The sequence below is a fragment of the Flavobacterium frigoris genome, assembly GCF_900111075.1.
Taxonomy (GTDB): domain Bacteria; phylum Bacteroidota; class Bacteroidia; order Flavobacteriales; family Flavobacteriaceae; genus Flavobacterium; species Flavobacterium frigoris.
Map to the genome: position 1 here is coordinate 559,477 of NZ_FOFZ01000001.1, position 18,564 is coordinate 578,040.

The following is an 18,564-nucleotide window of genomic DNA, read 5'->3' on the forward strand; positions in this document are numbered from 1 at the left end:
GTCATAAGTATGAGTAATGAGTAGTTTGCAAACAAAAAAAAGTCCCATTCGGTTCAAACCGAATGGGACTTTGGTAATGTGCCTCTCTCAATTCTATTAAATATGGGAAAGAAATACGCTGTAATTTTAGCCGTGATATACTCTTGAAGCAACAATTTTGTCTTCTCTTATGTCTAATACTTCAGCAACAAGCATTTCGTCTTCTCCGTCTACTGTTCTTATGTATTCCATAAAAACGCGATCTCCATTTGCGGTAAGCGACGTCACTTTATAGTTTAAGCTAGGGAATCGCTCAAATGCATCCTGCCACCATTCGCGTAAAGCTTCCTTCCCTTTTACTAGACCATTTGTTTCGGGCTTGTGGATTTTTAATTTTGGACTAAAATGTTCGGCATCGTCATCGTAAAGAGACAACAACTTTTCTAATTCTTTATTATTAAAGGTTTCAAACCATTTAAAAGCGATTGATTGTAATTTTTCTGGCGTCATAGCTGTGTAGGTTTAAAGTAAAAAAAATCCCATTTCGTTTGTCACGAAAGGGATTTTAATGTAATAATGTCAATGAAATATTATACGTTCTTCAAGTTGATGATTTCTTGATCAGTAAGCAATCTCCAGTTTCCTCTTGGTAAGTTTTTCTTAGTCAAACCTGCAAACGAAACTCTATCAATTCTTAAAACATCATAACTAAAATGTTCAAAAATAGAACGAACTACTTTTACATTTGATGATCTTAGTTTCAATCCTATTTCGCTTTTAGCTTCTCCATCAATATAGCTAATGTCTTCTACAAAAACGCGGTGTCCGTCAAGAGTTAACCCTTTGTTGATTTTTTCTAAATCTTCAAATTTTAGGTTTTTGTCTAAAGATACGTGATATATTTTAGATGATTTTTGGCTTGGCAAAGTAAATTTACGCAACATGTCTGTATCGTTTGTAAACAATAAAAGACCAGTTGTGTTCTTATCCATTCTTCCTACAGCTCCAATTTTGGCAGTTGTAGACCCTTTTACTAATTCTAAAACATTACGAAATTCTTGACCTTCGTCAAAAGCTGTCGTGAAATTTTTAGGTTTGTTTAATAAAATGTAAACTTTTTTCTCTGGAGTCAAAAGCACTCCGTCAAAATTTACGATATCTCCTGGTTTTACCATGTATCCCATTTCAATAACAGGAATTCCATTTACTTTTACGTTTCCAGATTGAATGTAAATATCCGCATCACGACGGGAGCAAGCACCAGAATTGGCGATATATTTATTCAAACGAATTTCGTCTTTAACTTTAGGTCTCTTAGGTGCCTGATTCGGTTTTTTTTCAACCTTGTCAGAAACTACTTCTGCAACTTTAGTGTTTATTTTTACTTTTTTTGGCCCTTGTGCCCTTTTTTGCATCGCAGGTTTTGGCTTATTAGAGCTAGGTCTAGAACTCGTTGGTCTAGCACCGCTTTTTTTATTATTGCCTTCCTTATTATTCATAATATTCCATAATTTGTGCAAAGATAGTATTTATATTATTGCTAATCGATATATGGCAATTATAAAACGGTAACTATCTAATTTATAAGTTTTTATTTTGTTTTCTTGGAGCTGTTTAGCTACGCTGAATCTTCGATGTCCCGCTTTCCACTGTATCTTTTATCTCGTTTTTACAGCGAGATAAAAGGACGCCGTTTCAATCTAGGCTAGCAAAACAGAAAAATCAGGTTTTACCAGAATGAAATTCGCCTAAATATTCAATAGGAGTTTTTTTCCACTCCATAATACGGATGGATTAATCAGAACAATGCAAAAGACACCGGAGACAATTAAGAATTTAAGTACGTTGTGAAGTAACAGATACTGTTCCTTTTTAGTGGACTTCCATAAATAAAGGACAAAGAAAATTAAGATAATCAAACAGGCATAGAAATAAATATCCATATACCCAACATTATAAATTTCAATCAGCACATACACTGGAAAGATGGTCAGCGCACTTAAAGCCGTAATGATTTTTTTAGAAAGCATTTCGCCATAGACAATCGGAATCGTTTTATAATCATTAGCCAAGTCACCTTTTATATTCTCTAAATCTTTGATCATTTCTCGTATGAGAATCAAAAGGGTAAGAAAGCTGGCATGTGCAAAAATAACAGCAAAATGGCCTTTGTAGTTTTCGATTTCTTCAAAAGAAAGGTTGTTGTAGTAATGCAATAATATTGCAAAAAAGGGGATAACAGCCAGTAAAGCAGCAGTTAGATTTCCTATTACTGGATATCTCTTTATTTTATGGGAGTAAAACCAAATCAAGAAAATATACGCTGAAAAGAATAAGAAAGCGCGCCATGATATAAAAAGCGCCATTATGGCTACAATGAAATTTAGCGAAAAGTACACGTTTAGTTTTGTTTTTTGGCTGACGAGTCGATCCAGCATGGACTTGTTAGGACGATTGATCAGATCTTTTCGACTGTCGTAAAAATTATTGATGATATAGCCTGAAGCAATGGTTAACGAGGAGGCAAAAACAAGAATGAACAAGTTGAAGTCGAGTAGGACAGCTAGCGCTCTTTTTTCAGGAGCTAGAATAAAAATGGCCGAAAGATATTGTGCCAAAATAATAACAGGAATGTTATATCCTCTTACGACAGAGAATAAACTGATGATCTTCATTATTAAAAGCTTCTGCTTTCTGCTTAACATGGTACTTTTTTAAAAGATTAAAGCTTAAAAACACAAGGGATTTTAAGCTTTAAATTTATTTTATATTGCTGATTAGAATTGGTACACCACTTCTAATTTATAGTCTTTCAAGGAAAGTTTAGCGCGTTCTAAATCTTCGGTAAAACCTAAGATATAGCCACCTCCGCCAGAACCACATAATTTTAAATAGTAATCATTAGTGTCAATGCCTTTTTGCCATATAGCATGAAATTGTTCCGGAATCATCGGTTTGAAATTATTCAAAACAACGCTTGATAATTTTTTAGTATTCATAAACAATGCTTTCATGTCTCCGCCAAGGAAGTTTTCTACACAAGCATCAGTATATTTTACAAACTGATTTTTTAACATCGTACGGAAGCCTTTGTCTTTCAGGTTTTCCATGAAGATACTAACCATAGGGGCAGTTTCTCCAACAATTCCAGAATCTAACAAAAAGACAGCGCCTTTTCCATCCAAAATTTGATTTGGAATGCCAGTCGCTTCAATGTTGTCCTTAGAATTGATTAAAATAGGTATGCTCAAATAGCTGTTTAAAGGATCTAATCCTGAGCTTTTTCCGTGAAAAAAGCTTTCCATTTGAGAGAATATATTTTTTAATTGCAATAACTTCTCGCGAGTCAAATTCTCAAGAACAGTAATTTTGTTCTGTGCATATTTGTCATAGATAGCTGCTACGAGAGCGCCACTACTTCCCACACCGTACCCTTGCGGAATGCTAGAGTCAAAATACATTCCAGTTTCAATATCACTTTTTAGCTCAGCTAAATCAAAAGTAACCAACTCTGATTGCTCATTCTGCAATGTTTCAAGATAATCAGCAAAACGTTTCAAACTTGCATTCGAGGCAATCGCTTCAGAGGATGGGTCTTCATCTCTTTTTAATGCGCCATTATAAAAGTTATAAGGGATAGAAAGCCCTTTCGAGTCACGAATAATTCCGTATTCTCCAAAGAGTAATATTTTTGAGTAAAATAGAGGTCCTTTCATATTTTGGTAAATTATCAATTTGGGGTTGGTAATTATATTGGGTATTATTTTTTATAATTCTACTTGATCTCCTCGATTCTCTTCTAGAATCTTGAACTCAATTTCTTCTTTTTGTTCAGGAGACAATCCATTCCAAACCGTTTTTTTATGCAATTCGAAAATATTTTTTATCGCATCAATGATAGTAATGTCATTAGTCTCTATCAATAATTTGATTATTTCTAATTTTTCTGTCGGAATATCCATATATTCAATGCTTTGGATATAAAGGTAAACAAAAAAATGGAATTAATTGGATAGCGCTCCATTTCCAATGTGGTCACAAATGTACTGCCCATTTTGGCAAAAGCCAACTAATTCGTCCTTAATAAATTGCAAAACTTTTTTGCTAACGTTTTCGGGATACAAAACATGGACATTTGCTCCAGCATCAAGTGTAAAACATACCGGAATATTAGTGTCATTTCTGAATTTCCAAATCGCATTAATGATTTGCAAGGTATTTGGTTTCATTAAAATAAAATACGGCATCGAAGTCATCATCATCGCATGTAAAGTTAATGCTTCACTTTCGACCACTTTAATGAATTCTTCCAAATTCCCGCTTTCAAAAATAGCAATCAGTTTGTCTAGGTTTTCGTGCGCTTGAGCAAATCGTCTTTCGGCATAGGGATGATTGTGCATCAAATCATGACCTACCGTGCTTGAAACTTGTTTCTCGCCTTTATCGACTAAGAGAATAGTATCTTGGAAATTCTTGAAATTGTCGTGAATGGCATTTGGAAATTCGACTCCGTATAAATCAGAGCTTCCTTCAATATTAGCTTGATTTCCCCAAACCACCACTTGTCCTTTTACGCTGCGACACGCACTTCCAGAACCCAAACGGGCGAGTAAGGATGCTTTTTGGTAAAAGTAAGCGTCAGTCATTTCAGGATTCAACGCTTTTTCGATGCTCATTAAGTTCATCGCTAAAGCCGCCATTCCAGATGCCGAAGATGCAATCCCTGAACTATGTGGGAACGTATTTTGTGTGTCAATCGTAAAATGATATTCTTTCAAGAAAGGCAAGTAGATTTCGATTCGCTCTAAGAACTTTTGGATTTTCGGCTTGAAATCTTCTTTTGGTTTGCCTTCAAAAAATAAATCAAACGAGAATTTTCCATTTGTTATAGTGAGCGGAGTCGAACTGTCTTTTTTGGCGAAAGCCAGCGTAGTAATAGTTTTACAGTTATTCAAGGTAAAACTTACTGATGGATTTGCCGGAATTTGATTGTCCTTTTTTCCCCAATATTTCACCAACGCGATATTGCTAGGAGCGCTCCACTGGAACTCGCCACTTTCTATATTATGAGAATAAGCTTGAGGGATAAAATCGTTTGTTGTCAACATGAAATATAAAATTTACGCAAAGATACTTTTTTGCTATGATACTATGTGTTTAGATTTTAATTTTAAATATGCCGAAGTTTAACTATTTTTGACACAAATAGAAAACTAAAATGAATAAGCTTACCAAAATACTTACTGTTGTTGTTACCTGCCTTGCGATTGGCTATTTTTCTGGAAATTCGACTCGTTCGGCCATTTTAGACTGGTATCCTACATTGGTAAAACCAAGTTTCAACCCTCCGAATTGGATTTTTGCGCCGGTATGGAGCATGCTGTTTATTATGATGGGAATTGCTGCCGGACTGGTTTGGGATCGTATTGATTTTGAGAAAGAAATAGTAAAAAAAGCCCTTATTGTTTTTGCAATACAATTGGCGCTAAATGCTTTGTGGTCGTATTTATTCTTTGGCTTGCACAACCCTATGTTAGCAGGACTGGAAATTATTATTTTATGGTTGATGATTTATGAAACCTACCTTCAGTTTTCTAAAATTAATAAAATCGCCGGTTATTTATTCATACCGTATTTGGCTTGGGTAAGTTTTGCGGCTGTTTTAAATGGAAGTATTTGGTGGCTGAATAGATAGTAAGCGGTGTTTATTTTTAGACTTCAAAATAATAAAATTATTTTTTTGAGGTCGCTAACTTTTTAAACTCCGTATTTTTAGCGAACAAAAAATCCATCGTACTCAACGTATTGTTGTTTGCTGCAACTATTTTTGATTTTGGGTCTGCTTCACAAAACTGAAGGAACAGCGCTATTTCACTAGCTTGTAGTTTTAAGGTTTCAAGATAGAATTTTTGGGCGTAGCTATTTTTTGCTATTGTTGAAAATTCAATTTCAGGAACAGTTTTTTTGACTTCGCCTTTATCTTTTTTGAAGAGGCTTAAAATCATACCGCCTATTCGCATAAAATCCATTCCGTTTTCGATCGTACCATCTTTAAAACCTACAATTTTGGGTGTTGATGCATTTTTTTCTAAAGTATATTGATCGAGTTTGTCTTGTTCCCATTTTTCATCTTTACTTATTTTTATCGATGGCATATTGGTAATAAGAACTTCGTTTAATTCTTCTGCTTTTAGAATTAGCTCAACATCTAATTCGCCATTAGTGAATAGCTTAGGATTTAGTATCAGTTTTTTTACCTGATGTTCTTTAGATACAAACACAAGCGCGTCATTCGTTTTTGCAATAATTGAAAACTCCCCATTTGCATCAGTAACTGTAAGTGCTTTTGTGTTTGCATTGATGACTTCCACATTAGGAATTGCATATTTATTAAATACAACTTTACCTTTAATTGTTTGTGAGAAGCTAAATTGAGAAGTGAATAAAATTAGTGTACTGAGTAGTTTTACTTTCATAGGTTTCGAATCTAATAACTTGATAGTAAAATTATTAGATTCGTCTTAAAGAAAACTTAGTAAATATGTAAATTCTTGTTAATTGATTGTTTTATTGGAATTATGAGAGTACAGAAAAGATTGTAGCTACTAAACTGATTGGTAACTATTATTTCCATAACATGAGACTGAATATTGAAAGCTGATTACTAAATCCCATTCGCCAAAATAAACCCACTTGTCCAAGCATTTTGGAAGTTAAAACCACCAGTAATCGCATCAATATTGACAATTTCTCCAGCAAAATAAAGATTTTCATGTAATTTGCTTTCCATGGTTTTAAAATTGACTTCTTTTAAATCGATTCCGCCAGCAGTTACAAACTCCTCTTTAAAGGTGCTTTTTCCATTCACTTGAAAAGTTCCGTTTGTCAACTGATTGGATAAGTTTTGCAATTGCGCTTTGGATAAATCGGCCCATTTGGTTTCGGCTTCAATTCCGGAGGCAAGTACTAGACTTTCCCACAAACGGTTTGGGAAATCAAAATGAGATTTTTTGGAAACTGCTTTTTTAGCGTGTTCCTGTTTTAAGTCTTTCAGTATTTTTTCGGCTTCGCTGGTTTCAACATCGTTCAGCCAATTGACAAAAATAGTAAACTGATAATTTTTGTCATGCAAAATTCTTGCTCCCCAAGCTGATAATTTCAAAACTGCAGGACCGCTCATTCCCCAATGTGTAATCAATAGAGGGCCTGTAGAAGTCAGTTTAGTGTCTTTTACTTTCACGGTAACTTGTGCCGCTACACCCGGTAATTCTTTTATACGTGAATCTTTAATGTTGAAGGTAAATAGGGAAGGGACTGGGCTTACAATCGCGTGACCATAAGTTTGTAGCATTTCCCATATTTTCGGGTTGCTTCCTGTTGCTAAGATTAATTTTTCGGCAATATAGTTCTCGTTTTGGGTTTCTATTTTCCAAAGATTATCCTTCTTGAAAATAGATTGTACGCTTTGTCCCGTCAAAACTTCGATTCCCAGTTTTTGTGTTGCTGTAAGAAAACATTCGATAATAGTTTGGGACGAATTGGAAACGGGAAACATACGTCCGTCGTCTTCAATTTTAAGTTCCACGCCATGTTTCTCAAACCATTCTATGGTATCTCCCGAACAAAATTGATGGAAAGGACCACGAAGTTCTTTCTCTCCACGCGGGTAATATTTGACCAATTCGTTGGGCTCAAAACAGGCATGGGTCACATTACAACGTCCTCCGCCAGAAATACGGACTTTTTGAAGTACTTCGGCACCACGTTCTAGGATAGCTACTTTTAATTTTGGGTTTTTCTCTACAATATTGATTGCCGTAAAAAAACCTGCAGCTCCACCACCTACTATTATTATATCAAAATTTTGGTTCATATTCTATCTGGAAAATCGCTGATGATTCCGTTTACGTTAAATGATTTCATTTTTTTTATGTCTTCTGGCTCGTTGACCGTCCAAGGGAATACTTCGAATCCTTTTTCCTGCAATTGTGCCGTATTTTCTGCGGTCAACAAATGATGATAAGGATGAATTGATTTTGCCTGAATAAATTTGGCGAAAGCCACAGCCAGATCTAAATCCGTTTCAGTTAACACACCAATGCGTATCTCCCAATTCAAGAGAGCAACTTGTTGCAAGGCCGTCCAATCAAAACTGGAAACCACGAATTGGCTATAGTTCCAATGTTTTTCTGCAATAAATTTAGCGATTAAATCAACTACTTTATCTGCAGCATCATAGCTTTTCAATTCAATATTAACATCACAGCGTTGATCGATGAGGTTTAATACTTCGGATAAAGTCGGAATGCATTGGTTGTTTTCAATCTGGAATCGTTTCAGTTCTGGAAGTGAGAATTGGTTTACGGCCCCTTTTCCATTGGTAGTTCGATCAATGGTTTCGTCATGAATGACCATTAATTCACCATCCGAACTTAAATGTACATCCAGTTCAATTCGATCCACATGTAGGTCAATTGCTTTTTGGAAACCAATAAGGGTATTCTCCGGTTCATAACCTCTAGCGCCACGATGACCTATTTTTAGCATTTGATCGATTTTTTACAAAGGTAACATAAATAAAAAAGCACGAACCAGAATCGATTCGTGCTTTTTACCTAACTATAGTGATTTATCTTTTTTCTAATAATACAATATCATAATCAGTTTTGATTTTAATTCTGCCTTTTTTGACTTCAACAACTTGATTGGAATAGGCATCTCTAACTCGGGTTCCATCTGCGAATACAGCGGATACTTCTAGTATTTTTCTACCGATGGGCAAATCTAATCCAACAAAGACCTGGTCTTTATAGTCTCCTTTTGCATACGTTCTTGAAAAAGAATAGGGTTGCGCAGTGATTTCCTTGTGTACACCAGCACCTATAGCGGGATGATTTTTACGAAATTTCCCCAATTTTCTCCAATGAGCGAGTGTCTTTTTAGTCTCAGAATTGACTTTAATGGCATCCCAGTTCATAAACGATCGTAAGGTCGCGTCACCTTGAGTTCCTTCAATTACTAAAGAACGGGCGCTTTCATCACCGTAATATACTTGAGCAACACCTGGCGAAAGCAAGAGTTTTGTAGCTGCTTCGATGCTTTTAGTTCTTTTAGCGTCAAATGGGCTACCGTCATCATGAGATGATAAATAGTTCAAAACACTATATCCTTTCAATTCGCCATTTAGAATTGTGGAATATTTTGAGAATATAAATTCATAGTCTTTTTGGGCATCCTGTTTAAACTCAAAATTGATCATGTTGTTAAAACCATTTTCGAAATAGTTCACTTTTTTGTCTCCAAAATCGAAATTCTTACCGGCACTGATATTATAATTGTATACTTCGGCGATGGTGTAAAAAGGATTGTTGTCTAGCACTTTTGTAGGATTGTTTTTCTTCCAAAGGGCAAACGCATAGTCGCTTTGGGTTTTGAAATCTGCCCAAACACTTTCTTCGGTATGTTTTACTGTATCGGCGCGGTATCCGTCAATTCCATATTCAGTAATATAATCCGTTAGCCATTTGATAATATAATAACGAGGCGTTTTTGGATAGCCAGTTCGTTTGAAGAAAGCGTCTAATTCTGTTGTTTCCTGTTCGTAACGTCCTTCTTTTTTCCATTTTTCGATTAAAAAAGGAGGAAGGTCAACATTTTGTGTGCTCTCGGTTCTAATGTCTGGAAGATTAGCTACCAAGGTACATTCCGTAGTGTTTTGATAGTTTTTATAATCACAAACCGGACTGGTACGCACCCAGTAATTTGGCCATGCAACATCAACTTCTGTAACGGGTCCGGTATGATTGATTACGCCGTCCAGCACAATCCTGATTCCGTGAGCATGTGCTTTTTTGACTAAGTTTGCCAAGTCTGCTTTTGTTCCATAGTTGGGATCTAAAGCAGTCCAATCTCTTGCCCAATAACCGTGAAAAGCATAGCTTAAACCGGTTCCTTCATCTACAGCGTCATGAATTTGTTCCACTATTGGTGTAAACCAAATGGCATTAATTCCCAATTTATCGAAATAGCCTTCGTCAATTTTTTTTGTGATTCCCTTAATATCGCCTCCTTCAAAACCACGCAGTTTTCCGGCGGTTTTGGTTCTGTCAAAATTGACATCATTTGATTTATCTCCATTATTGAAACGATCCGTCATTAAGAAATACACAGAAGCCGCTTCCCAAACAAAGGGCACTTTTTTCTTTGAATTTTTTACTGATACTGATTGCGTTGTCGTGCAGCTCGTAAAAAAGGATAGGGTTAACAGTAGAAGTAGGCGTGTATATTTTTTCATTATTGGTAAACTGAATTTTTTGATGTATTTAGCACATCGGTTATTGGTATGCTTTATTTTAATTCTAAAATCACTACCGACTTTGGTTCCAAGATAATTTCTTTGGAGATGTTGAAAGTCAGGTCACTTAAAATATCTTTCCCTGTTGTATATTCTTTTATGTTTTCCTTAAAACGGGCGGTATTTATCGTTTGATTGTCATTGCTATTGTTCATCATAACCATAACCGTTTTGTTATCCGTATATCTAAAATAGACATAGACATTGTTTTCAGGAATGTAATGTGTCATTTTACCAAAATGTAACGCTTCGTTGGTTTTTCTCCATTGGAATAGTTTAGAAGTAAAGTCAAAATATTGACTTTGGCCAAAAGTACGGCCTTCTTTCGTAAAAGCATTGTTTTCATCTCCTAACCAGCCTCCAGGGAAATCTTGACGTATGTCAGCATCCCCATTATCTTTGTTGCCGCTCATACCAATTTCGCTACCATAGTACAGTTGCGGAATGCCGCGAACAGTCGCTATTAAAGCCATGGTCATTTGGTATTTTCTAAAATCATTTTGATAGACGTGATTGATGCGGTTTGTATCATGATTTTCGGCAAAAACCATGATACTGTTGATGTTTGGATATAAAAAATCATTAGCGAAATTGTCATATACTTTTACCATTCCTTTGTCCCAAGTTCCGTCATCTTCATTGAAAACAGTACTAATCGCATCGTGGAGCGTAAAGTCCATCACACTGGGTAGGTTTGAATTGTAGTTTTGTATCGCGCCAATTTTACTGTCTTTTTGCCAATAGGCCATTTGAGCTTGATTGTGCATCCATATTTCACCCACAATATTGAAATTAGGGTATTCATCTGTTATGGCTTTTGTCCAAGAAGCAATTCCAGCGGGGTCAGAATAGTTATACGTATCAACTCTAAAACCGTCCAGATCTGCATATTCGATCCACCAAATAGCATTTTGCTTGAGGTAGTTTAATACCAACGGATTTGATTGGTTTAAATCAGGCATAGTAGTGACAAACCAACCGTCAAGACAGATTTCTGTGTCTGTTTTTGAAGCATTTATGTCGCTTATCGTAGAACGTTTATGATTTGTTTGGGTATAGTTTTCAAATTGATGAATCCAGTCGTGTGTGGGTAAATCTTTCATCATCCAATGTTCAATTCCCCAATGATTAGTAACATAGTCCATTACTAGTTTCATGTCTTTTTTATGCATCTCAGAGGCCAAACGCACGTAGTCTTCATTAGTGCCATAACGAGGGTCAATTTTATAGACATCAGATTGCGCATAGGTATGATACGAAAACGCTTTGTCGTTATCCTCGCAAAGAGGTGTGCTCCAGATGGCCGTCGCTCCAAGCGAAGAAATGTAATCTAAGTTTTTTATTATCCCTTGAATGTCTCCACCGTGTCTTCCTCCGGGTAGATCACGATTGTATTTTTCTACTGTTTTACTATTGCTGTCATTTTTTGGGTTGCCATTAGCAAAACGATCGGGCATGATAAGGTACATCATATCTGATGCGTCAAAACTTTTACGCTCTGCTGATTTTTCTCTTCTTTTCTTTAAGCTGTATTTGTGTGTAAAAGCAATTTGATTTTTATTTCTGAACGAAAAGATGATTTCGGTAGCAGCAACATTTTTAGTGTTAATGGTAACAAATAAGTAATTCGGGTTTTCCGTTTTTTTCAGTTCGGTTATGGCAATTGAATTAGAAGCGGTGACTTCATATTGCGCTATATTTTTACCATAAAACATAATCTGTACTTCTGGATTATACATTCCGGCATACCAGAAGGGAGGTTCGACCCTATCGATTTGTGCATTTATGGTTAGAGACATAAAAAAAAGGATTATGGGAATGATTTTTAAAAAAGATATGTTTCCCAGTGAAATCGAGGTAAATTTATTCATATTTAAGCACATAATGATTACGATTAGATTTTTTTCAGACAATTAAAGTTGTGGATGTCACTACTTGAAGTGCTTGCGTTATTCTCTTTTTATTGGTATCAGGTCTTGAAGTACAACTTAAATCAATTAAACAATCCCAATGAATATTGGGATTGCGTGTTAACCATAGTTGGTTTATAATTAATCGAAAGAGTGTTCTAGCAGTTCTTTACAATTAGTTTTGAGTTACGGCAATCGGGCTGTTTGGCGATACGGTAATATTTTTTCCATTTACTACAATAGCCAAGTCTGTAGTTCCGTCTACTGAAAAAGTAGTTTCGATATGCGTGATTGCTACTTTTATAATTTGATTTCTAAAATTGATTTTAAAGGAATAGCCTTCCCATTGTTTTGGAATTTTTGGAGAAAAAGAAAGGGTGTCATTTTTCACGCGCATTCCGCCAAAACCTTCAACAATACTCATCCAGGTTCCAGCCATTGACGTGATGTGGCAGCCTTCTTCCACTTCTTTGTTATAGTCATCTAAATCTAAACGGGAGGTTCTTAAGTAGAATGTATAAGCCATGTCCATCTTGTCTAATGAGGCGGCTTGTATAGAATGTACACAGGGAGAAAGTGAACTTTCATGAACGGTAAAGGATTCGTAAAATTCGAAGTTGCGTTTCAATTCTTCTTTAGTGAAATCCTCTTCAAAGAAATAAAAGCACTGCAAAACATCAGCTTGTTTGATATATGGGGAACGCAGTACTCGGTCCCAAGACCATTTTTGGTTAATTGGACGTTGTGCGGGATCCATATCTTTTACTGGAACTAAATCTTTATCTAAAAAACCGTCTTGTTGTAAGTATATGTCTAAGGCTTCAGAAACTGGAAAGTACATGTTATCAGCCACTGCTTTCCATTGCTGTAGTTCTGAGTCGGCGAGTTTTGTTTTTTCGATAATTCTTTTGTGATCAGAAGGGAATTCCAATGAAACCTTCTGAATTTGTTCGTAGGTATAGTCAATACACCATTTTGCAATATAATTAGTGTAGAAATTATTGTTTACGTTATTTTCATATTCATTGGGTCCTGTAACTCCTAAGATTACATATTGGTTTTTGTCTTTCGAAAAATTAGCTCTTTGATGCCAGAAGCGTGCAATTCCAATTAATACTTCCAATCCTTTTTCGGGAATATAAGAGTAATCTCCAGTAAAGCGATAATAGTTAAAAATAGCAAAAGCGATTGCACCGTTTCTGTGAATTTCTTCATGTGTGATTTCCCATTCATTATGGCATTCTTCCCCATTCATGGTAACCATTGGATATAGCGCAGCTCCGTTTTTAAAACCAAGATTATTTTGAGCATTTTCAATTGCCTTTTCAAGGTGATTGTAACGGTAGGTCAATAAATTACGTGCTACTTGTTGGTCTTTTGTAGCCATATAAAACGGAATGCAATAAGCCTCAGTGTCCCAGTAAGTAGATCCTCCGTACTTTTCACCAGTAAATCCTTTTGGTCCAATGTTCAATCGGCTGTCTTTTCCTAAATAGGTTTGGTTTAGTTGAAAAATATTAAAACGAATTCCTTGTTGTGCTTTTACGTCACCATCAATGGTAATATCAGACATCTCCCAGATTTTTGACCAAGCTTCTTTTTGGTCTTCTAATAATTGTGCATAGCCTAAAGCTAAAGCAGATTGTATTGCTTTTTCAGCAGCAGAAAGTGTGTTTTTATGATTTAAAGAAACAGTGTGTCCTCCAATTTTTTGGATAGATGATTTTTGACCTTTTCCTACAATGACATCATATTCAAACTGAATTTTATCTGAAGTGGTATCGATTGATGATGGCGAAATATGAACGTTTACCCCATTTTCTAAAATGCTGTTTTGCATGAAAGTAGTGACCTCAAAATGCGTTTTGAAAGTCTGAGCGGTTACAAAACCTTCATTTCCTGATTTTTTCACTTCAAGAGGTTCCCAGAATTTTTCATCCCAGTTAGCGTCTTCATTGGTTACTCCTGCATCAATATAGGGTTTGTAAATTATTTTTGTATCCTTATTTAAAGGAGTAATTTCATAGTTTATGATTCCTACTTCGTCTAAAACGATTGAAAGGAAACGACGAATATTGACCGCGATTTGGGTGCCATTTTTAAGAGTTGCTTCAAAAGAACGGTTGTACCAACCTTCTTTCATATTCAGTTCGCGACGAAAGTTTGTAACGGCTGTACAGGTATTTAAATCTAAGTTTTCACCATTTATTTCAATATCGATTCCAATCCAGTTTGGCGCATTTAAAACTTTGGCAAAATATTCTGGATAGCCATTTTTCCACCATCCCACTTTGGTTTTATCCGGATAATATATTCCTGCGATGTAACTTCCCTGAAAGGTTTCACCGGTATAATTTTCTTCAAAATTGGCGCGTTGCCCCATAGCACCATTACCAATGCTAAAAAGACTTTCCGATGACTTTATGCTTTCTACATCAAATCCTTCTTCAATGATGGACCAATTGTCTGGTTTTATGTAATCTTGGTTCATTATTTTATATTTTAAAGGTTCAAAAATTTAAAGAGTGCGGTATTTATGCTTGACCTAAATAATTTTTGATTCTTGTTTTTTTATTTACTAATTAAATTTTCTATAAAGCCTTTTTCTATGTGGGTAAAATCCTTAAATATGTATTTTGCTTCATATAAAATGGATTCTTCTCCTATTCCGATGCTAGTCATTTTTCCAATATTGGCAGCCTGAACTCCTGCTACAGAATCTTCAAAAACAATTGCATTCTCGGGACTTACGTCTACTAGTTTAGCTGCAATCAAGAAAACTTCTGGATCTGGTTTTGCATTGGTCACATCATTCCCATCTACTATAGCATCAAAATAATGTCTGATTCCTGTTTTTTCTAGAATAGGCCTTGCATTTTTGCTCGCTGATCCAAGAGCAATCGGTTGGTTTTTTTCTTTCAAGTAATGTAGCATTGTTAAAACACCAGGTAATAATTCGCTTTGATCCATATCGACTAAGTACGTGAGGTATTCTTCGTTTTTCTGAATTAGCCATCTGTTTTTGTCTTCTTGCGAAGCTTTTACTTTGCCTAGTTCTAAAATGATGTCAAGAGAGCGTACGCGGCTTACGCCTTTCAATAGCTCGTTGTGTTCTAATGTGAAATCAATGTGTAATTCATTTGCAATTTTTTGCCACGCTAAGAAATGATATCTCGCGGTGTCGACAATTACTCCGTCAAGGTCGAAGATGAATGCTTTCTTAGTCATTTATTATAATTTTTGATTCGTCATTAATAGTTAGAGAAATAATTCCGGCAAGAATCATGGAAGCTCCGCCAATTAAAAGTGCATAAATAGGTTCGCTGTCAAAAAATTTAGAAACTAAAAACCCTAAAATGGATGCAGCTACTAATTGAGGGATTACGATAAAAAAGTTAAAAACTCCCATGTAATAGCCCATTTTGTTAGAAGGTAATGATCCAGATAACATGGCGTAAGGTATAGACAGGATACTGGCCCAAGCAATTCCAACACCAATCATTGGAAGCCATTCCATTGTAAACGCCGTAGGTTCCTGGATAAAATAAATCGATATAAGACCTAGGCCACCGCATACTAATGCAATAAAATGGGTGAATTTTGTACTGGTATATTTCGCTAATAGCGGTAGTAAAAAAGCGGCAATTGCAGCAATTAAATTATAATTGGCAAACATTTCACCTACTTGATTCGCACCTGTATTATAGGCCTCAGATGTAGTATCTGTTGTGCCGTAAATATGCTGTGTAACCGCTAGTGTCGTGTATATCCACATGGAGAAAAGCGCAAACCAAGAAAAAAATTGAACCCATGCCAATTGTTTCATTATTTTTGGCATGAACTGGAAATCATTCATGATGGTTACAAAGCCATTTTCGGTATTGTTGTTTTTTTGCATGATACCAGACACTAACATCGCTAATCCTCCCAAACCAATAAGTCCGAGTGATAAAACATATAAATCTTTCTTTAAGTGATAATGAAAAATCAATACTGAAAATAATGCGCTTACAATCAGAAATAAAATTCCCTTAGACAAATGGGATTTTCCATTAGTAATGAACCACTCGGCAGAATGTTCTTCTTTTATGAATGTGGTTTCTTTGTGTTTTTCAAAAGCCTCCAGTTCTTCAGGAGAATATTCTTTAGAAGTGATAACAGTCCACAGCACCGTTGCGATAAAGACAACTCCACCGAAATAGAAGGAGTATTTAACAGAATCTGGAATGATACCCAGCGGAGCGGTATTTTGAACGCCTAAATGAGTGAAAATTAAAGGTAGTTTTGATGCGAAATAAGCGCCAATTCCGATAAAAAAACTTTGCATGGCAAATCCCATGGTACGTTGCTTTTCCGGAAGGTTGTCTCCAACAAAGGCACGAAAGGGTTCCATTGAAACATTGATGGAGGCGTCCATAATCCAAAGCATTCCAGCCGCAAACCATAGAACAGGAGAATTGGGCATTATAAATAATGCTCCTGAAGCTAAAATAGCACCGGCTAAAAAGTAAGGTTTTCTACGTCCTAATTTTGTCCAAGTCCTATCTGAAAAATAACCAATTATAGGTTGGATAATTAATCCAGTCATAGGAGCGGCGACCCATAAAATAGGGATGTCATCAATATTAGCACCTAAAGTCTGAAATATCCTACTGACATTCGAATTTTGCAAGGCAAAACCCATTTGAATTCCCAGAAACCCGAAACTCATGTTCCAAATTTGCCAGAAACTTAACTTACGCTTTTCCATTATCGTAATTTATATATTAACGATAAGCGCTATGCTTATCAAAACTCAACTTGTTTTCGAAGTAAAAGTAAAAGATTTGATGGGTAAATATAAAAATTTATTTCAGTTTTCAGTTTTTTGGATGCAAATAAAAAGCAAGTTTTTTAACTACAAGGTTGTAGTACTGAATTATATAAGAAAAAAGGTCAGAATAAGGAGAGTAGAAGTGATGCCTTCGAGATAAAAAGAAAGAAATGTAATCAGTAAGTCTAGCGGTTAGATTGCAATGAATCGCTTTTCATGAGTTAAGATTTTGTATTATTTTCTTCAGTGAAGTTTATCTGTGTTTTATTTACTTCGTGTTTCTAACATTGTAGCACTAATCTTAATTAGTAGATTCTCTTTCGATGAGATGGGTCTCAATTACTTCAGTCGTATAATTTTCATCTTCTTCCTGTTCCGTCTCTGATTCTAGTCTGTCGATCAGCATTTTTGCAGCCCGATTTCCCATTTTCACACCGCTTTGACTTACGGTAGTAATAGTAGGAGTAGAATATTTTGAGATAATTCCATCTGTAAAAGCGATAACGGCCAGGTCTTTGGGTACATTCAGTCCTATTTTGTTTGCGGCTTTGATACTGGTGACGGCAAAGAGTTCGTTTACGGCAAAAACCGCGTCGATTGCTTTGTCTTCAAGGAGTTTACCAATAATAATTTCGCAGGTATCGACATCTTCAATTTTGATAATTAATTTTTCATTAAAAGGCAGTCCATTGTCTAATAATGCTTTTGTGTAACCATCGGTTCTTAGCTTGCCTACACTTACATAATCGACAGTAGTGACAAGGGCTATTTTTTTTCTTCCTTTATCAATTAAACTTTGTACTGCCTCATAAGCAGCGAGTTTATCGTCAATAATAACCTTGTCACAGAGGATTTCATCCGAAACTCGATCAAACATTACAACGGGCATTCCCTGATCGATTACTTCTGAAATGTGGTGGTAATCCCCTTTAAATTGGGTTTCTTTTGATAAGGACATAATGAAACCATCTATGCTACCGTTAGCGAGCATTTCCATGTTTCGTACTTCTTTGTCAAACGAATCGTCAGAGAGACAGATGATGACACTATAGCCATTTTCGTTGGCAACATGTTCTATTCCATTGATCACAGTGGAGAAAAAATGATGAACAATCTCTGGAATAATAATACCAATTGTTTTCGTTTTTCGATTTTTTAAACTTAGGGCAATATTGTTGGGTCTGTAGTTGTAAAATTTAGCAAAAGCCTGCACTTTTAGTCGAGTTTCTTCTCCTATCTCTAAGCTATTTCTAAGTGATTTTGAAACCGTTGAAATTGAAACGTCAAGTTCTTTTGCAATTTGTTTAAGCGTTACTTTCCTTTTCATATTGGTACTATTTGAAATAAATTATTTTCGTAATAAAGATAGGCTTTGTTTTTATTAAAGGCAATTTAACCCTTGATTAATTGATTAATGTAGAAAGTTTTCAACACTATTACGTTTTCGTAAACCAATATAACAACCTCTTTGTCGAATGCAAGAAAATTTACATAGATTTAACATTCGA

At 35.6% G+C, this 18,564-nt stretch carries 16 protein-coding genes; 1 reads left to right on the forward strand and 15 read right to left on the reverse strand.

The features are described from left to right. Positions 1–126 precede the first annotated feature (126 nt). The 6 genes from BMW63_RS02370 to BMW63_RS02395 form a co-directional block, all read right to left on the reverse strand. Positions 127–489 (reverse strand): nuclear transport factor 2 family protein, encoded by a 363-nt coding sequence (locus tag BMW63_RS02370; protein ID WP_074720829.1) that lies wholly within the window; start codon positions 487–489, stop codon positions 127–129. A gap of 80 nt (positions 490–569) precedes the next feature. Next, the gene (locus tag BMW63_RS02375; RefSeq protein ID WP_074720831.1) at positions 570–1,478 is read right to left on the reverse strand and encodes a pseudouridine synthase; all 909 of its coding nucleotides are present in this window, start codon (positions 1,476–1,478) and stop codon (positions 570–572) included. 249 nt (positions 1,479–1,727) lie between these two features. Beyond that, complete coding sequence (locus BMW63_RS02380; RefSeq protein WP_074720833.1) at positions 1,728–2,684, reverse strand: geranylgeranylglycerol-phosphate geranylgeranyltransferase; 957 nt, start codon at positions 2,682–2,684, stop codon at positions 1,728–1,730. Between the two features lie 72 nt (positions 2,685–2,756). Then, positions 2,757–3,695, reverse strand: a complete 939-nt coding sequence (locus BMW63_RS02385) for a mevalonate kinase family protein (RefSeq protein WP_074720835.1) — start codon at positions 3,693–3,695, stop codon at positions 2,757–2,759. Positions 3,696–3,746: 51 nt separating this feature from the next. Then, positions 3,747–3,941 carry a hypothetical protein gene (locus BMW63_RS02390; protein ID WP_074720837.1) on the reverse strand — a complete coding sequence of 65 codons (195 nt, stop codon included), beginning with the start codon at positions 3,939–3,941 and terminating at the stop codon, positions 3,747–3,749. Positions 3,942–3,983: 42 nt separating this feature from the next. Then, positions 3,984–5,087 carry a diphosphomevalonate decarboxylase gene (locus BMW63_RS02395; protein WP_074720839.1) on the reverse strand — a complete coding sequence of 368 codons (1,104 nt, stop codon included), beginning with the start codon at positions 5,085–5,087 and terminating at the stop codon, positions 3,984–3,986. A gap of 110 nt (positions 5,088–5,197) precedes the next feature. Here BMW63_RS02395 and BMW63_RS02400 point away from each other — a divergent pair, with 110 nt between their 5' ends. Further along, on the forward strand, positions 5,198–5,674 hold the full coding sequence (locus BMW63_RS02400) for a TspO/MBR family protein (RefSeq protein WP_074720841.1): 477 nt from the start codon (positions 5,198–5,200) through the stop codon (positions 5,672–5,674). Between the two features lie 37 nt (positions 5,675–5,711). Here BMW63_RS02400 and BMW63_RS02405 read toward each other — a convergent pair whose 3' ends face one another. The 9 genes from BMW63_RS02405 to BMW63_RS02450 all read right to left on the reverse strand — a co-directional run bounded on the left by BMW63_RS02405 (position 5,712) and on the right by BMW63_RS02450 (position 18,383). Further along, positions 5,712–6,455, reverse strand: coding sequence for a peptidase associated/transthyretin-like domain-containing protein (locus BMW63_RS02405; protein ID WP_074720843.1), 744 nt, complete (start codon positions 6,453–6,455; stop codon positions 5,712–5,714). A 188-nt stretch (positions 6,456–6,643) separates the two neighbouring features. Continuing rightward, positions 6,644–7,852, reverse strand: coding sequence for a BaiN/RdsA family NAD(P)/FAD-dependent oxidoreductase (locus BMW63_RS02410; protein WP_074720845.1), 1,209 nt, complete (start codon positions 7,850–7,852; stop codon positions 6,644–6,646). After that, the gene (locus BMW63_RS02415; protein ID WP_074720847.1) at positions 7,849–8,526 is read right to left on the reverse strand and encodes a glycerophosphodiester phosphodiesterase; all 678 of its coding nucleotides are present in this window, start codon (positions 8,524–8,526) and stop codon (positions 7,849–7,851) included. Before BMW63_RS02415 ends, BMW63_RS02410 begins: the two co-directional genes overlap by 4 nt. An 82-nt stretch (positions 8,527–8,608) precedes the next feature. Then, positions 8,609–10,273, reverse strand: a complete 1,665-nt coding sequence (locus tag BMW63_RS02420; protein WP_074720849.1) for an alpha-amylase family glycosyl hydrolase — start codon at positions 10,271–10,273, stop codon at positions 8,609–8,611. Between the two features lie 53 nt (positions 10,274–10,326). Then, on the reverse strand, positions 10,327–12,204 hold the full coding sequence (locus BMW63_RS02425) for a glycoside hydrolase family 13 protein (protein ID WP_074720851.1): 1,878 nt from the start codon (positions 12,202–12,204) through the stop codon (positions 10,327–10,329). A gap of 214 nt (positions 12,205–12,418) precedes the next feature. Continuing rightward, the gene (locus tag BMW63_RS02430; RefSeq protein WP_074720853.1) at positions 12,419–14,734 is read right to left on the reverse strand and encodes a glycoside hydrolase family 65 protein; all 2,316 of its coding nucleotides are present in this window, start codon (positions 14,732–14,734) and stop codon (positions 12,419–12,421) included. Between the two features lie 80 nt (positions 14,735–14,814). Beyond that, positions 14,815–15,471 carry a beta-phosphoglucomutase gene (gene pgmB, locus BMW63_RS02435; protein WP_074720855.1) on the reverse strand — a complete coding sequence of 219 codons (657 nt, stop codon included), beginning with the start codon at positions 15,469–15,471 and terminating at the stop codon, positions 14,815–14,817. After that, a complete protein-coding gene (locus tag BMW63_RS02440) occupies positions 15,464–16,993 on the reverse strand; it encodes an MFS transporter (RefSeq protein WP_074720857.1) in 1,530 nt (509 codons plus the stop codon). Before BMW63_RS02440 ends, pgmB begins: the two co-directional genes overlap by 8 nt. A 364-nt stretch (positions 16,994–17,357) precedes the next feature. Then, the gene (locus BMW63_RS02450) at positions 17,358–18,383 is read right to left on the reverse strand and encodes a LacI family DNA-binding transcriptional regulator (protein WP_074720861.1); all 1,026 of its coding nucleotides are present in this window, start codon (positions 18,381–18,383) and stop codon (positions 17,358–17,360) included. Positions 18,384–18,564: the final 181 nt, after the last annotated feature.